The organism is Botrimarina colliarenosi (assembly GCF_007859955.1).
GTDB lineage: Bacteria > Planctomycetota > Planctomycetia > Pirellulales > Lacipirellulaceae > Botrimarina > Botrimarina colliarenosi.
Genome location: NZ_SJPR01000003.1, coordinates 133,917 through 148,958, shown reverse-complemented (window position 1 = coordinate 148,958; position 15,042 = coordinate 133,917). Strand labels below are relative to the sequence as shown.

General features: G+C 66.2%; 13 protein-coding genes and 1 pseudogene. 4 read left to right on the top strand and 10 right to left on the bottom strand.

Annotated features, from left to right (window positions below; genetic code table 11):
- Window positions 1-11 precede the first annotated feature (11 nt).
- A complete protein-coding gene (locus tag Pla108_RS12290; RefSeq protein ID WP_146445247.1) occupies window positions 12-776 on the top strand; it encodes a class I SAM-dependent methyltransferase in 765 nt (254 codons plus the stop codon).
- Window positions 777-928: 152 nt separating this feature from the next.
- Window positions 929-2,308, top strand: a complete 1,380-nt coding sequence (locus Pla108_RS12285) for a PQQ-binding-like beta-propeller repeat protein (protein WP_146445246.1) — start codon at window positions 929-931, stop codon at window positions 2,306-2,308.
- 201 nt (window positions 2,309-2,509) lie between these two features.
- Here Pla108_RS12285 and rplU read toward each other — a convergent pair whose 3' ends face one another.
- The 3 genes from rplU to Pla108_RS12270 all read right to left on the bottom strand — a co-directional run bounded on the left by rplU (window position 2,510) and on the right by Pla108_RS12270 (window position 4,369).
- Window positions 2,510-2,824 carry a 50S ribosomal protein L21 gene (gene rplU / locus Pla108_RS12280; protein ID WP_146445245.1) on the bottom strand — a complete coding sequence of 105 codons (315 nt, stop codon included), beginning with the start codon at window positions 2,822-2,824 and terminating at the stop codon, window positions 2,510-2,512.
- A 215-nt stretch (window positions 2,825-3,039) separates the two neighbouring features.
- Window positions 3,040-3,993 carry an SRPBCC family protein gene (locus Pla108_RS12275; protein WP_146445244.1) on the bottom strand — a complete coding sequence of 318 codons (954 nt, stop codon included), beginning with the start codon at window positions 3,991-3,993 and terminating at the stop codon, window positions 3,040-3,042.
- A complete protein-coding gene (locus tag Pla108_RS12270) occupies window positions 3,977-4,369 on the bottom strand; it encodes an ArsR/SmtB family transcription factor (RefSeq protein WP_146445243.1) in 393 nt (130 codons plus the stop codon). Before Pla108_RS12270 ends, Pla108_RS12275 begins: the two co-directional genes overlap by 17 nt.
- A 373-nt stretch (window positions 4,370-4,742) precedes the next feature.
- Here Pla108_RS12270 and Pla108_RS12265 point away from each other — a divergent pair.
- Both Pla108_RS12265 and Pla108_RS21460 read left to right on the top strand, forming a co-directional pair.
- Window positions 4,743-5,924 (top strand): annotated as a pseudogene (locus Pla108_RS12265) (catalase); the annotation flags it as partial.
- Window positions 5,925-5,945: 21 nt separating this feature from the next.
- Window positions 5,946-6,227, top strand: coding sequence for a catalase-related domain-containing protein (locus Pla108_RS21460; protein WP_261342524.1), 282 nt, complete (start codon window positions 5,946-5,948; stop codon window positions 6,225-6,227).
- Window positions 6,228-6,346: 119 nt separating this feature from the next.
- Here Pla108_RS21460 and Pla108_RS12260 read toward each other — a convergent pair whose 3' ends face one another.
- The 7 genes from Pla108_RS12260 to Pla108_RS12230 form a co-directional block, all read right to left on the bottom strand.
- Window positions 6,347-7,060, bottom strand: coding sequence for a class I SAM-dependent methyltransferase (locus Pla108_RS12260; protein WP_146445242.1), 714 nt, complete (start codon window positions 7,058-7,060; stop codon window positions 6,347-6,349).
- 32 nt (window positions 7,061-7,092) lie between these two features.
- On the bottom strand, window positions 7,093-8,793 hold the full coding sequence (locus Pla108_RS12255) for an Rne/Rng family ribonuclease (RefSeq protein ID WP_146445241.1): 1,701 nt from the start codon (window positions 8,791-8,793) through the stop codon (window positions 7,093-7,095).
- Between the two features lie 198 nt (window positions 8,794-8,991).
- Window positions 8,992-10,734, bottom strand: a complete 1,743-nt coding sequence (gene ptsP, locus Pla108_RS12250) for a phosphoenolpyruvate--protein phosphotransferase (RefSeq protein ID WP_146445240.1) — start codon at window positions 10,732-10,734, stop codon at window positions 8,992-8,994.
- A 287-nt stretch (window positions 10,735-11,021) separates the two neighbouring features.
- Entirely contained in the window at window positions 11,022-11,354 is a 333-nt protein-coding gene (locus Pla108_RS12245) for an HPr family phosphocarrier protein (RefSeq protein ID WP_146445239.1), read from the bottom strand.
- A 48-nt stretch (window positions 11,355-11,402) separates the two neighbouring features.
- Window positions 11,403-11,879 (bottom strand): PTS sugar transporter subunit IIA, encoded by a 477-nt coding sequence (locus tag Pla108_RS12240; RefSeq protein ID WP_146445238.1) that lies wholly within the window; start codon window positions 11,877-11,879, stop codon window positions 11,403-11,405.
- Between the two features lie 104 nt (window positions 11,880-11,983).
- A complete protein-coding gene (hpf, locus tag Pla108_RS12235; RefSeq protein WP_146445237.1) occupies window positions 11,984-12,352 on the bottom strand; it encodes a ribosome hibernation-promoting factor, HPF/YfiA family in 369 nt (122 codons plus the stop codon).
- A gap of 228 nt (window positions 12,353-12,580) precedes the next feature.
- A complete protein-coding gene (locus Pla108_RS12230; protein WP_146445236.1) occupies window positions 12,581-14,797 on the bottom strand; it encodes a hypothetical protein in 2,217 nt (738 codons plus the stop codon).
- Between the last annotated feature and the right edge of the window lie 245 nt (window positions 14,798-15,042).

Below are 15,042 nucleotides of genomic sequence, written 5' to 3'. Positions count from 1 at the left end.
CGAACCCATCGGTGGCGGCCCCGGTCCTCTTCGGCATGAGCACCGCCACCTACCGTTGGAACGCCCGCCAAGCCGCCGCCGACTACGACGCCGCCGGGCCGGTCATTCACCCGCACTACGACGAAATGCAACAGGCGGTTGTCGCCGCATTGCCCTTCGATATCGCCGACACGGTCCACGTCGTTGACCTGGGGGGCGGATCGGGTCGGCTTGCCGAGCGGGTGCTCGACGCTCTTCCCAACGCGACGGTTACCATCGTCGATCCGTCGGAGGCCTTCTTAGAAATCGCTAGCAAGCGGCACGAACGATTCACGGGGCGGGCCCACTTCGTCCCCCGACGTGCCCAAGACGATTGGCGCGAAGCGGTCGCAAGGCCCGACGCGATCGTCAGCACGTCGGCCCTGCATCATCTCGACGCGGGAGAAAAGAACCAGGTCTTCGCCGCGTGCCGATCGGTCCTTTCGCCCGGCGGCGTCTTTGTGAACGGTGACGAGTACCGCCCCCCCTCCGACGCAACGTATCGCGAGTGGCTCGAGGAATGGGGTGAGCACATGCGTTCGGCTGTCGCCACCGGACGCACCCCCGCCACGTTTGGCGAGATCGTCGATCGCTGGCAGGAGCGAAATCTCGCCGACTTTGGCGGCCAACGAGAGAGTGGCGACGACTGTCACGAAACAGTCGAAGAACAAGCGGCGCGGCTCTATGGGGCCGGCTTCCGAGGCGTTGAAACCACATGGCGACACCGGCTTTGGGCCGTCCTCGTGGCGACGCCTTGAGCCGCCCTCCCCTCGAAAATAAGTGCGTAGGTTCAGCGCCGATTCGCGGCATCCAAGCTTGACGGTCGGCGGGCGGGGCGTTCCGCTAAAAGGGTCGACACCCGGACGGGTGTGGGCCTTCTCTGCCCCGTCAACCTTCGAGGCGCCATCGCATGGTCCGTTCGCTCACCCCCCGGGCGGCGCTCGCCGCATTGCTCACCCTGGCGACAGTCGTCGCTGCTGAGGCGCGGGACTGGACCCGCTTCCGCGGCCCCAACGGCGCCGGCGTTTCGCTCGACGAGGCCCCCCCCGTCGAGTGGAGCGACACGAAGAACCTCGCCTGGAAGGTCGACCTGCCGGGCCCCGGGTCGTCGTGTCCGATCGTTGTCGGAGACAAACTCTTTGTCACCTGCTGGACGGGGTACGGTCTCAGCCGCGAAGAGCCCGGCGATCAATCCGACCTGAAGCGATCGCTGCTCTGCTTCAACCGCGAGACGGGCGACGAGCTCTGGCGCGTCGAGGTCGACGCGAAGCTCCCCGAGGACGAGTTCGGCGGCATGTTTGCCGAGCACGGCTACGCCAGCCACACCCCCGTCAGTGACGGCGAGCGGGTCTACGTCTACTTCGGCAAGACGGGCGCCCTCGCCTACGACATGGAAGGCAACGAGCTCTGGCGGACCGACTGCGGCGATGGCTCGGGCATCCGCGGATGGGGTTCGGCGTCGAGCCCGGTACTTTCTGGCGACCTCGTTATCTGCGCCGCGACGGCCGAGAGCCGCTCGCTAATCGCTTTGAACAAGAAGACAGGCAAAGAGGTCTGGCGCCACACCGAGGACGGCTGGGACGGCGTCTGGGGCTCTCCGGTGCTGGTCGAGGCCAACGGCCGCACCGAGCTGGTCTTCGCCGTCCCCTTCAAAGTGCTGGCGCTCGACCTCGCTACGGGCGACGAGCTCTGGAGTTGCCGCGGCGTCGACAACGATTCTGTCAGCACCAGCCTCCTCGCCCACGACGATGTCGTTTACATCCTCGCCGGCCGCGGCGGGTCGCTGGCGGTCCGCGCCGGTGGTGACGGCGAAGTCGATGACACGAACGTCCTTTGGCGGGCCGAACTACAGGGCTCGATCGCCACGCCCGTCTTCTTCGACGGCCGGCTCTACGGCGTTGGCCGCGCCGGCGTGAACTGCTACGACGCCGCCACGGGTGATCGGGTCTATCAGGAACGATTCGTCAACGCCGACGCCCCGGCTCCGGAAGAGGCGGCCCCTGAAGAAGCTCCAGAAGGACGTCGCGGGCGAAGAGGCCGCGGCGGGTTCGGCAGCATGCCTTACTCGTCACCGGTCGTGGTGGGCGATCTCTTCTGTCACTTCGGCCGCGATGGCGTCGCTCACGTCGTGCGGCTCGGCGAAGAGTACGATCAGGTCGCGCGCAACGTGCTCACCGACGGTGGCGACTTCAGCGCGACACCCGCGTTGAGCGAGGGCGCGATGTACGTCCGTTCCAGCAAATGCCTCTACTGCATCCGCTCGACCGGTGAGAGCGTCGCGGCTCGCTGAGCCGCGACGCGGACTCCGGGCTCAGTCCCGGCGCTGGCGCTTAGGGCTCCCTAGCTCTCGTTGGTGAGCCACTCGTGGCGCGGGAGCCCTAAGCGCCAGCGCCGGGAGTAGCGCCACGAGCGATTCACAACAACACAAGAGCCCCGACCAATGAGTTTGGTCGGGGCTCTTGTGTTGATTGCTTGAACGACGTTTACGCGTTCAGCCGGCGATCGCGCCGATCTTCACCTTGGTGAACATCTTGCGGTGGCCGGTGTGGCGACGGCTATTCTTACGGCGACGGATCTTCACGACTTCGATCTTGACGCCCTGCCCGGTGCCGATGACCTCGGCCGTGACGCTGGCGCCAGCGACGGTCGGGGCGCCAACCTTGAGGTCCGCTCCCGAGCCAACCGCCACGACGCGATCGAGGGTAAGCGTGTCGCCCGGCTTGGCTTCTTCGCGGTAGTCGAGCGCCAGCTCCTGGCCTTCGACAACTTTGTACTGGCGGCCGCCGTCAATAATGATCGCGTACATGACTTGTGTTTCACCTCGGGTCGCCGGCGGAAGGGACCGCCCCGGCGTGTGCGGATTTCGTCTAGCGAGCCCCACAGAATACCGGCCTCGGCCTGGGCTGTCGATGCCCCACCCTCACCGGAACCGTAAATCCCTACCAGAAAACAACTTAGCGGCGCCGGCAGGGCCCTAAAGGGCATCGCCGCGGTCGAAAAGCGGCGATACAGGCCCTCTCCCTAGCCTGCCGCGAGCAACGCCTCGAGCTTATCGAACGACCCCGTCCAACCCTGGGTCATCCCGCTACGTTCCTCGACGAACGCCGCCCGCTCGGCGGGGGTGACGTGGCCGATCGGCTCCCAAACGACGGTCACGCGCGTGCTCTGGGGGCCTTCGGCGGTGAAGGTGACCGTCCTCAACATCGTCGCCGGCCAGACGGGCGCCATCGGATGGCGACTAAGGTTCTCCTCGGCGTCGCAGAATTCTTGGGTGCTAACGAGTCGATCAGGACGTTCGATCTCGCGGTACTCGACGCATCCGAACAACTCCACGCCGGCCTCATTGACCATGCGGTAGAACGACTTGCCCCCGACACGTGTTTCTTCCCGCAGGAGTTCCATGACGAATCCCGTCGGCGGAAGCCAGCGGACGATGTGCTCGGGCAGCGTCCACATGTCGAACACCACGTCGATCGGCGCGTCGAAGCTGCGGTTGATCACGAAGCACTCTTTGCCGGTCGACTGCATACCGAGGTGCTCCGCGAGGCGGTCCCACGTCGCATTGCCGCCGGCGTCCTTGATGTGCTGCTTGATCTGTTCGGCCGCCTCCGGGGACGCCATCGTCATCGTCATGTCCATCGTCGTCTTGCCCTCCGACTCGGAGAACAAGACCGTCACACGGAACAGGGGCGGCCGATCGGCCGCGCCGCCGTGGTCGTAGACCAGTTTTTCGTATTCGACCACCTCGTGATAGAGCGTCGTGTTGGGCCAATCGACGCCGTCGGGGCCATGCATCGTGTAGTCCCAGCTCCCGCCGGGACGCAGGTCCTTGCTGTGCGTCGTGATGGTGAAGCCGCGAGGCCCCCACCATTGGGCCGCCTGATCTGGATCGGTCCACGCGTCCCAGACCGCCGCGACAGGGGCGTCGTAGACGCGGGTAATCCGAAGCTCGTTGGGCTTACTTCTTGCGACCATCTTTCTTGCCGCCTTTCGCGGCCTTCGAGGGTTGGGATTGCTTGGCGGATTTGTCGGTAATCGTTTTGAGGTACGCATCGAGTCGGTCGAAGCTCTCTTCCCACATCGCCCGGTACGGCTCGACCCAGTCGGCGACATCCCGCAAGGCGTCCGGGTTGAGTTCGCACGGCCGGCGCTGCGCCTCGCGTGTCTTGGTGAGCAGACCCGCCCGCTCCAGCACCTTCACATGCTTGGTCGCGGCCGGCAGGCTCATCGTGTCGAGGAACGGCTCGGCCAGTTCGGACACGTTGATGGGCCCCTCGGTGAGCCGGGCAAGCATCGCCCGCCGCGTCGGGTCGGCGAGCGCGGCGAAGGTCAGACTGAGTTGGTCGGTCATCGTGATACACCAATCGGTTAATTAACTCAATAGTTAATTTACCACCCCGGGCGTTATTCGCAAGCACCCCCAACCACGCCCGCCAGCCGATAGTCAGGCGAGCCTCCGGAGTCTGCCGGGGGAGTTTCTCCGCGACGCAGCGGCTCGCGAGCGATCGTGCGACGCCGCGGCGGCCGTCTCAAACGCCGCGGAGAAACGTCCGCCGGCTGACGCCGACGGCTCGCCTGTCCAGTGGCTTCTGGGCCGCTTGGATTGCGAGGCAGCCGGTTCGGCGCGGCGTGTTGTAGCCCGGCGGCGGCGCCACGCGTACAGTTCGCCACGTCGTTCCCCGGATCCGGCGGCGGATCGCGTACTCGACTAACTTTGGCGTCCGGTGGGCCCATTTTCACCGCAAGGAAGTCTTCTCATCAGCAGCGACCAGCGCAAGCCCACCACCACCGACGCCGGCATCCCGGTCGCCAGCCAAAAGCACTCGCTCACCGTCGGGCCCGACGGCCCGATCGTTCTGCACGATCACTACCTGATCGAGCAGATGGCCAACTTCAACCGCGAGCGGATCGCGGAGCGCCAACCCCACGCCAAGGGCTCCGGGGCGTTCGGCCACTTCGAGGTGACGCAAGACCTGAGCCAGTACACCAAGGCGGCGGTCTTCCAGCCCGGGACGAAGACCGACACGCTGATCCGCTTCTCGACCGTCGCCGGGGAGCGCGGGTCCCCCGACACGTGGCGCGACCCGCGCGGCTTTGCGCTGAAGTTCTATACGTCGCAAGGCAACTACGACATGGTGGGGAACAACACCCCCGTGTTCTTCATCCGCGACCCGCTGAAGTTCCAGCACTTCATCCGCTCGCAGAAGCGTCGCGCCGACAACGGCCTCCGCGACCACGACATGCAGTGAGACTTCTGGACGCTCTCCCCCGAGTCGGCCCACCAGGTCACTTGGCTGATGGGCGACCGCGGCATCCCGAAGAACTGGCGGCACATGAACGGCTATTCCAGCCACACCTACATGTGGGTCAACGCCAAGCACGAGCGGTTTTGGGTGAAGTACCACTTCAAGACCGACCAGGGGATCGACTTCCTCCCGCAGGCGGAGGCCGAGCGGATCGCCGGCGTCGACGCGGACTACCACCGCCGCGACCTATTCGACGCGATCCAGCGCGGCGACTACCCGAGCTGGACGCTCAAGATGCAGATCGTGCCCTTCGACGAGGCGGCCGATTACCGCTTCAATCCGTTCGACCTCACCAAGGTGTGGCCGCACGGCGACTACCCGGTGCAAGAGCTCGGCCGGCTGACGCTCACCCGCAACCCGACCGACTTCCACACCGAGATCGAGCAGGCCGCTTTCGAGCCGAACAACCTCGTGCCGGGCATCGGCATCAGCCCCGACAAGATGTTGCTGGGGAGGATGTTCGCCTACGCCGACGCCCACCGCGCGCGGCTCGGGGTCAACTACAAGCAGATCCCCGTGAACCGGCCCCAGTCGCCGGTGCACAGCTACAGCAAGGACGGGGCGATGCGGGTCGATAACGTCACCGACCCCGTTTACGCGCCGAACTCAAAGGGGGGCCCCGTGCCCGATCCCGAGCGTTACCCCGAGGACGCGGTCTGGCATGCCGACGGCGACTTCGTCCGCACCGCGTACACGCTCCACAAAGAAGACGACGACTGGGGCCAGGCCGGCACACTCGTCCGCGAGGTGATGGACGACGCGGCACGCGACCGCTTGGTGTCGAACGTCGTCGGCCACCTCAAGCAGGGCGTGACCGAGCCGGTCCTCGAGCTCGCGTTCGAGTACTGGAAGAACATCGACCCCGACGTCGGTAAGCGGATCGCCACCGGCGTACGAAGCTAACCGAGCGCGGCCGAGCTTCCGGCGTCAGCCGGGGGAGGTTTTGCGCAGCGCCTCTCCGGCCGTCAACCGCGCCATGCCGTCTGACGCCGACGGTCCGCCTGCCGAAAGGCCCGCTCGGACTAGGAGGGGTCCGCCTCGCGGCGGAACGACCAGCCGTGGATCAGCAGGGTCTGTAGGATCGGGGTCGGCGCCTCGAACCCCGCCGAGCAGACAAGCGACGCCACTTCCGCCGGTGGCAGCAGAGAGACTTGCTCCTCGAAATGCGCCCGTGCCTTCTCGACTTGGTCAACGGGCATGCCGCAGAGTAGCCACATCTGCCGCCACGCCGCCATCAGCCGATCATGCGCCGGCGCCGCTCGGTCCGACGCTAGGTCGGCAGCGACAAGGACCGCGCCGGGCGTGAGGCGTTGCGCAATCTCGACGAAGAGGGCTCTTCGCTCTGGCGGCTGCAGGAAGTGCGACACCAGCAGACACGTCGCCGCGTCGTACGGCTCGGCTGCCGGCAGCGAATCAAGGTACCCCCCGTGGAACTCACAGCGATCGGCGAAGTCGTTATCGCGGGCCCGCTTTCGGCAGAGGTCGAGCATCGCCGGCGCCGGCTCCACCGCCATAAACCGCCAGCGCGGAAACACCTCGGCCAGATACCCGATCTCAAGCCCCGTCCCCGCCCCGACGCAAAGCACTCGCGACTCGGCCGGCAACTCACCGAGCGCCAAACGCGTCAACAAGTGCATCGCATCGCGCATCGCGGAGACGTTCGCGAATTGGTTGTCGTACGACGCGGCCTTCTCGGCGTCGAACGCTGCCAGAGTCTTTCCTCTGTCGGTCGGCATCGCTGTCGTACTCCCCCCCTTCGCCGCGACGCTCAGCCCGCCTCGGGCCGCACCTCGCGTCCCGCCTCGTCTTCGCAGGCGAAGTGGACGTACTCGGGCGAGATGCCTTCCTTGCCGAGCACCACGACTTGGCTGCCCCCCTCGTCCTCCATCAGCGCCAACTCACGCCGCTTGCGGTTGTTCAGATACGTGGCTACCGCCTCTTCGACCGTGACGGTCACATTGGCGATCCGCTCTTGGTGAACGATCCGCACCAGGCGGCGCAGCACGTCGATGGCCATCGATTCGGCCGACTTGACCAGGCCGGTGCCGGCGCAGCCGGGGCACTCGCGGTAGACGCTCCGCTTGAGGCTCGGACGGATCCGCTGGCGCGTCATCTCGATCAGACCAAACGGGCTGGTCCGCAGCACCTTGGCCCGGGCGCGGTCCCGCTTCATCGCGTCCTTGAGCGTCCGCTCGACCGTGCGGCGGTAGCGCTCGCGGCGCATGTCGATGAAGTCGTTGACGATCACGCCGCCCAGGTCGCGGAGCCGCAACTGTCGGGCGATTTCTTTCGCGGCGATTTGGTTGAGGGCGAACGCCGACTCCTCGGCCCCGCCGCCCGACCGGAAGCTGCCACTGTTCACGTCGATCGCCACCAACGCCTCGGTCTGGTCGATCACGAGCGAACCGCCGCCCTTGAGCGGGACGTGGCGGTCGTTGATCCGCGAGATCTCCTCGTCGATCTTGTGCTTGTTGAAGAGCGGCTCGCGTCCTTCGTAGTAGTGCAGACGATCGACGTAGCGCGGCATCACCACCTTGAGGAAGTCCCGCGCCCGCTCGAAGGCGTGCTCTTCGTCGATGTGGATCGCGTCGATGTCGCCTGAGAAGATGTCACGGATCGTACGGATAACGATGTCGGACTCTTTGTAGAGGTCGCCCGGCCCCTCTTGGGTGTTGATCCGCTTGACGATCATCTTCCAAAGGCGGAGCAAGTACGCGAGGTCGCGCGACAAGTCGCGTTTGGTCCGATCGGTCCCCGCGGTGCGGACGATAAAGCCCAAGCCCTTGGGCGGGTTGAGCTCGCGGAGGTACGCGCGGAGCCGCTTGCGGGCCTCTTCGTCTTCGATCTTGCGAGAAACACCGATCCGCCCGAGCGCCGGCATTAGCACCAGGTAGCGGCCCGGGATGCTGATGTACGTCGAGAGGGTCGGCCCCTTGGTGCCGATCCCTTCCTTGATGACCTGGACGACGACCTCGTCGCCGCGGCGGAAGATATCCTCGATCGGGGGCTTCACCCGCGGGCGGGCGCCCGTCTTGCGGCGCGGTTGCGACCGGGGCTTCGCTTGGGTCGCGACGCCCCCTTCGGCGTCAGCGGCCTCGCCCTCTTCGGCATCGTCGTCCTCGCCAACGTCGTCGTCCTCATCGCCGAGGTCGGCGTCGTACGCCTCGCCGCGGGCGCCGGGCTGCGAGCCGTCGCGCTCAATCGGCACGTCGGGGTCGTAGCCCCCTTGGCGGAAGTACTGCGATTCGACGTCGCTGATATGCAAGAAGCCGTTGCGTCCGACGCCGAAGTCAACGAACGCCGCCTGGATGCTCGGCTCGAGGTTAACGATCCGGCCTTTGTAGATGTTCCCAACGTAGTTGTCTTGGCTCGAACGCTCGGTGTAGAGCTCCTCGAGCACGCCGTTCTCAACGACCGCAATCCGGCACTCTTCCGGCTGCGAGACGTTGATCAGCATCTCTGTTTTCATGGGGTGTCTTGGGGTTTGTCGGTGTGGCATGGCCGCGATGATCGCGGCGTGTGTGTGGTATGTGCGGGGATTCCCTGCGAGCCGTCGGCGCTAGCCGCGGGTGGCGGCGGTGACGAGTAACTCGTTAGGAACAGGTATGAGGGGGTGTTGTTGGTGGCGTTACCGGCGGCTAAGGCCGACGGCTCAATCCGTTTGCAATTAAATGGGTTGGTCGGGCAAGAGCTTCGAGAGCTCTTCGCGTAGGTACGTCTTGACGTCGCGGGCGCTCTCGAGCGTGAGGACGCGCTCGGCGACGCACTGGCAGTGCTCCATGGTGGTGCTGCGGACCACCCGCTTCACTTCGGGCGCCGCCGCGGGCGTGACGCTCAACGATCGGAGGCCGAGGCCGAGCAGCAGCATCGTGTAGAGCGGCGCGCCGCTCATCTGGCCGCACAAGCTGATCGGCTTGCCGCCGGCGTCGGCCGCGTCGATCGCCATCTTCACCAACCGGATGACGGCCGGGTCGGCGCTGGTGTAGAGCGAGGCGACGTCCTTGTTGCTGCGGTCGACGGCCAGCGTGTATTGCACCAGGTCGTTGGTGCCGATGCTGAAGAAGTCGACCTCGTCGACAAAGCGCTCCATCATGACGACGGCCGAGGGGACCTCGACCATCATGCCGACCTTGATGTCGCGGTTGAACGGCACGCCCTCTTCTTCCAAGTCCTCCATCGCGTCGGCGAGCACCATGCGCGCGCGGCGTAATTCGAGGAGGTTGCTCACCAGCGGGAACATCACACGGACGTCGCCGTCGTTGGTCGCCCGGAGGATCGCCCGGAGCTGGAGGCGAAAAATGTCGACATGCTTCAGCGCTAGCCGGATGCTCCGCAGCCCCAAGAAGGGGTTGCGTTCGTCGTCCGGCGCCGGGAAGAGCGGCAGCTTGTCGGCGCCCAGGTCGAGCGTCCGCATCACGACCGGGCGCCCCTGCATGGCGGCGGCGACCTCGCGGTAGGCGGCGTAGTGCTGCTCCTCGGTTGGGATCGAGTCGCCTGTCAGGAACAAGAACTCGGTGCGGTACAGGCCGATGCCGTCGACGCCGCGTTGCAAGCAGAGCTTGGTCTCGGCGGGGAATTCGATGTTCCCCAAGAGTTGAATCCGCTGGCCGTCGAGCGTCTCGCACGCTTTGTCGGAAAGCTCGTCCAGCTTTGCCGCGAGCGTCTTTTGCTCGGCGACCTCGTGACGGTACCGGGCGAGGGTCTCCTCATCGGGACGGAGGATAACGAGCCCCTCGTCGCCGTCGATGATCACCATCTCACCGCCCGAAACGTCGGACAGGAACGCCCCGGTGCCGACGACCGCAGGGATGCCGAGCCCCTCCGCAACAATCGCGGTGTGGCTGCCGGGGCCGCCGGTCTCGGTGGCGAAGCCGCGGGTGAACTCCGGCTTCATCGCCGCGGTTTCGCTCGGCGTCAGGTTGCGCGCGAGGACGATCACTTCGGACGAGACCTGCGCGAGCTCCTCGCGTTTTTCGCCGAGCAGGCGGCGGAGCAGCCGCTTCTCGATATCGAAGATGTCGTTCGCGCGCTCCGCCATGTAGGCGCCTTCGAGCGATTGGAACACCTTCGCGTAGCGACGCAGCACGCGGCTGACCGAGTACTCGGCCGAGTAATGGCGGTCGCGGATGAGCTCCTCAAGCTCCTGGCGGAGCTTGCGGTCGTTCACCATCTGGGCGTGGGCCGAGAAGATTGACCCGTAGTCGTCGCCGAGGCGCTCGGTGATGCGGCGCCGGCTCTCGTTGATCTCGGCGGTCGTTTCGTCGATCGCCTTGGTGAGGCGGGCGATCTCACGGTCGATGGCGTCGCGCGGCAAGAACCGACGGGGGATGCGGAATCCCTCGTTGTCGACCACCAGTGCTTCGCCAATGGCTACGCCAGGCGAAACGGCTATGCCTTGCAGCCGTAGCATCGCTGCTCCCGGTCGGCGCCGACCGGCGGTCTCGCCTCGATGCGTGGGGCCCTGCGGGGACGTTCCCCTCGGCGGGGACGTCCACGCCGCAGCGGGCTACGCGACGCGGCGAGCCGGCGGTTCGCTCCGGAGCCTTCGTCGTCTCCCTCGGCCTGCGCACCGGATTTCGGTGACGCCGGGAAGGGCGACGGGTGGGCCCCGACGCTCGTCGGCGCCGGAGTTCTGTTAGTTGTGTTGGTTGCCCTTCAGGGCGAGCCCGGCGGCAGCGACAGAAAGCTGACGAAGGGTCAGGATGCTGGCGGCTGGTCGGTTGCGTCCGGCGGGCTCACTTGGCCGTTGGTCTCGAAGCGGTTTTCGAAGAGGGTCGCGATCGCGTCGGCGGCCGCCTCGGCGTCGGGGCCCTCGGCTCTGAGGTCGAGCTCGGAACCTTGCTCGGCCGCCAGCGTGATCAGGTCAAAAATACTCTTAGCGTCGACCCGAAGGTCGCCTTGAATCAGCGTGATCGTCGACTCGAACTGCATCGCCGCACGAGCGACGATCTCGGCTGGGCGCATATGCAACCCGTTGGGTTCGCGGACGACAAGTCGTCGCGTCGCAACAGGTCGCTCCTCTTCTGGCATAGTTACTCGTTGGGCGGCGTCGCCTTTCCGCCCCGTGGGGGCATCGGATCAGGCGCCAAACTGGTTGTTGTCGGCCTCTTCCAGCAGCTGCCAGATATCGTCGGGTGTCTTGCTCTGGCGCAAGAACCGACAGAACTGGTCGTCACGCAGGCGGCGGGAGACGTTCTCTAACGCCCGCAGGTGGTCGCCGGGGCGGTCCGGGGGCGAAACCAACAGGAACAGCAGGTAAACCGGGTCGCCGTCAAGACTGGCGAATTCGACGCCCGACTCGCTCACGGCCACCGCGCCGCAGAGCTTCTCGACGCTCGGGTGCTTGGTGTGCGGGACGGCGACGCCACGGCCGATGCCGGTGCTGCCCAATTCCTCACGGTCGAGCACCTTTTGGACGATCCCGTCGAACTGATCCTCGGCGATCTCGCCGGCGTCGAGGAGCGCTTGGACCATCTCACGGATGGCGCCCTCTTTGTCCGTCGCCGTGAGCTGGGGGCGGATCGCTTTCTTGCTGATGAAATCGGCAAAGTCCATCGTCTGAGCCTGCTAGTTTTTCTAGGCGCCTGCAGCCGCAGTGGGCGGCCGACTCACGGGAGTCACCCCGCCGTGGGCGTGCTTGTTACGTTGTTTGCTTTGATTCACTCGTCGTCGACATCGACATCGACCTCATCGACAACCGGTTCGGCCGCCTGCCGCTTTACCTCGGGGTCCCGATGATTTTCGATGACCCGCTCTTTGTATTTCCGGATCTGCTGATCGACCTTGTGAACGCAAGCCTCGACCGACGTCATCAGGTTATGGGTCTGCTCGTGGGCGACAAAGTCGTGCTTGTGCTCCGCCGAAACTAGCAGATCGACTTTCGGCTTATTGGCGTCTTGCAGATCGACGACGACCTCCATCGACATAATGCGGTCGAAATGCCGTAAAAGCTTCTCCACTTTCGACTTAACTCGGTCGTGGGTCTCGTCGCTAAGATGCCCATGGCGGGCCGTCACTTGAATCTGCACCTGGTTACTCTCCTCACGCGACGCCGCGTCTGCCTGCCGGGCCCGCCCGGCACGGACCGAGGGCGTGGACGCGGTTTCGGCCCCGGACGTCTATCGGGCCAATCGCGGCTGGCGTCACTCCGCCTGCCGCAGACTCCGGAGTGTAACGCCCCGGGGCGAAAGGCGGAACCTGGGCAGGGGGCGGAGTTCGCAGGAAAAATCGGCGGGGGCGTCCCGGCCGGATCCTTCTCAGCGAGCCGCCCGTGGCGTCAGCTCGCCCCGTTCGAGGAAATTGCCGATCCGCGTCAGGGTCCGGCGCCGCTTCAGCTCCGAGTCGAGCGGATTGAACGGGTCGTTCTTGTACTCGACCAGCTCGTCCAGCGCGATCGACCCCAAGACGCGGGTCGCGAGTTCATCGGATCGCAGCATCGGGAGCAGCTTTTCGTTGATCACCCCCTCCTGCATCGCCTCGGGCGACCGGCCGACCTGGGTGGGGGTGAAACCCGTCAAGACCTCGAAAAACGCCGCCCCCCCCGCATTGCCGTATTTCTCGACGAAGGCCTGCCGGACCTTCTCGGCGCCGGCGGTGCTGCGGGCGGCCGCCTGCCGTAGCGCGGCCAGATGGGCGTCCCAGAACCGGAACTGCACCTCGTCACCAAACGAGGCGACCAGCGACTCGGGGCGGCCAAGGGCCAAGCTGCACTGCGCGGCGAGCGAGCGGACCTCCTGCCGCTTGTCCAGCTCGGCAATCGGGAATAGCTGCGGCCAAACCGGGGCGCCGGGCGCCACCAGCCCGACGAGGACGGGGCTCGCGACTTCCTCCGACGCGGTCAGATCGAGTGAGCTCACCCAGTCGCTTTCGAGGAACCCGCTGGGCGCCCCGCTTAACCTTCCGCTCGTGAAGAACAACGGTGCGGGCATCGCGCTAGTCCGCTCTCCGCTGGAAGTCGACCACTTCGAATCGCCCTCGATCGCGTGCGCGACCATCACCATTGGCGCCGGTTCGGCAAGCATGTCGTAGCCCGACTCATAGAAGTGATCCGCCGCGACCGCGACACTCGCTCCGGGCTCAAGTGACGCCTCGTAAGCCACGCCATCGACGCGGACCTGCACAACGATCGCTTCGGCGGCCTCCGGCGAGTGACTCAGCACGACCCTCCCGTAGCGAAGCTCGACGGTCGGCGACTCGGGGTCGACAATCGCTTCGGTCTGTCCGACCAGCTCGACTGTCACGCCTTTGCTCAGGTCAAACGATCCCCGCTGGGTCGGCATGCTGACGAGGTGCGCCCGCTGAGGGGCGAACATAAACATTCCGGGGACGAGCCGGCTCCAGGGCCCCTCCTCTTTCTCGACCACGACTAAACCGTCGCGGGGGCCCACGAAAGTCAGCGTCTCCGGCTCGGGCTCGGGCTCCGTCTCGGCGGGCTCCATCTCGGCGGGCTGAGTCTCGGCGGGGTCGGTCTCCTCGAGAGCTGGTTCGGCCATCTCCTGCTCGTCCCCCAGTCCATTGACCTGCTCGGACTGCTCGTCAGACGGAGAGGTAGGCGACGACGCCTCTTCCTCGGTCGGCTCGGTCGGCTCTTCCGCAGCGTCGGTCGCATTACCTGTCGTTACTGAAGTTCCGTCGTCGGGCGTTTCGACGGGGGAAGCCATTTCCCCGTCGGACGGCTCCGCAGCCCCAGTGGTTTCCTTTCCGGGTGGGACGCCTTCTTCTTTAGCCGCCGACGTATCTTTTTGTCCTTCACCGTTCGCCGCTGGGGGCGTCTTGCCCTCCGAAGCCTCCTCGCCAGTGTCAGAAGCCGACGATTCCGTTCCGGGCGTCGGGGTGGCGACGAACAGGCCGTTCGGCTTGATCGCCAGAACCGCGGTGATCGCCAGCAGAAGCAAGGCGGCAATCGCCGGCGCCCACGGCGCCAACTGCGACCAACCCCCTTCGGAGGGAACGGTCGCCGGATCGACGGGCGTCGTTGGTCGGACACGTCGCGCCGCGGGGGTCGCCGGCTCGATGGCGGGGGTCTCGGGGGCGACGGCGCCGGGCGACGGGTGCGCCTGCTCGATCCGCGACTTCAACGCGTTCGCCATATCTTCCTGCAGCCGGTGGAGCCGGCGGCGGGTGTCGGGGTCGATCTGCGGCGGCTCCGACAAGAACATCGCCAGCACATGATGGCACGACGCCACCTCGGCGAGCATCGCGTCCGACTCCAGGCAGACCCGTTCGAACTCGGCGACCCCCTCTTCGGGGAGCGTTCGGTCGAGGTACTCGGCGACGGTGTTGGGGTCGTCGATCGAGCCGGTCCCGGCCGGTTCGGGGGCGCCGAGCTTCAGGCGCCGCATCACGTCGCGGGTGCGGTGGACCCACTCGCTGGCGTGGTCACTCGAGTCGATTTGCCGCTGCAACTCGGCCCGCGAGGGCTCGTCGAGCACGTTGTCGAGGTACGAAAGCAAGGTCCGCAGGGTGAGGCGCATGGCTGACTCGGTCGCTGGGAAGGCGTCGCGGGGGCGGCGATGAAAAACGTTGGCGTCTACTGGGTTAGTGACGCCGTGGCGGGCGATCCGTGCAAGATTCCCTGAGAATTCTCGGGCCGGCGAGTTGGGCCGGCGGAGGGGCTTCGGCGCATATTGCCCGAGCGGCGTGACCCGGCCTTGGCTTTTCGGTTCACTCCGGTCGCGCCGGCTCCGCCCGCGGCGGTTGGCCGAATCCGGCGCGGATT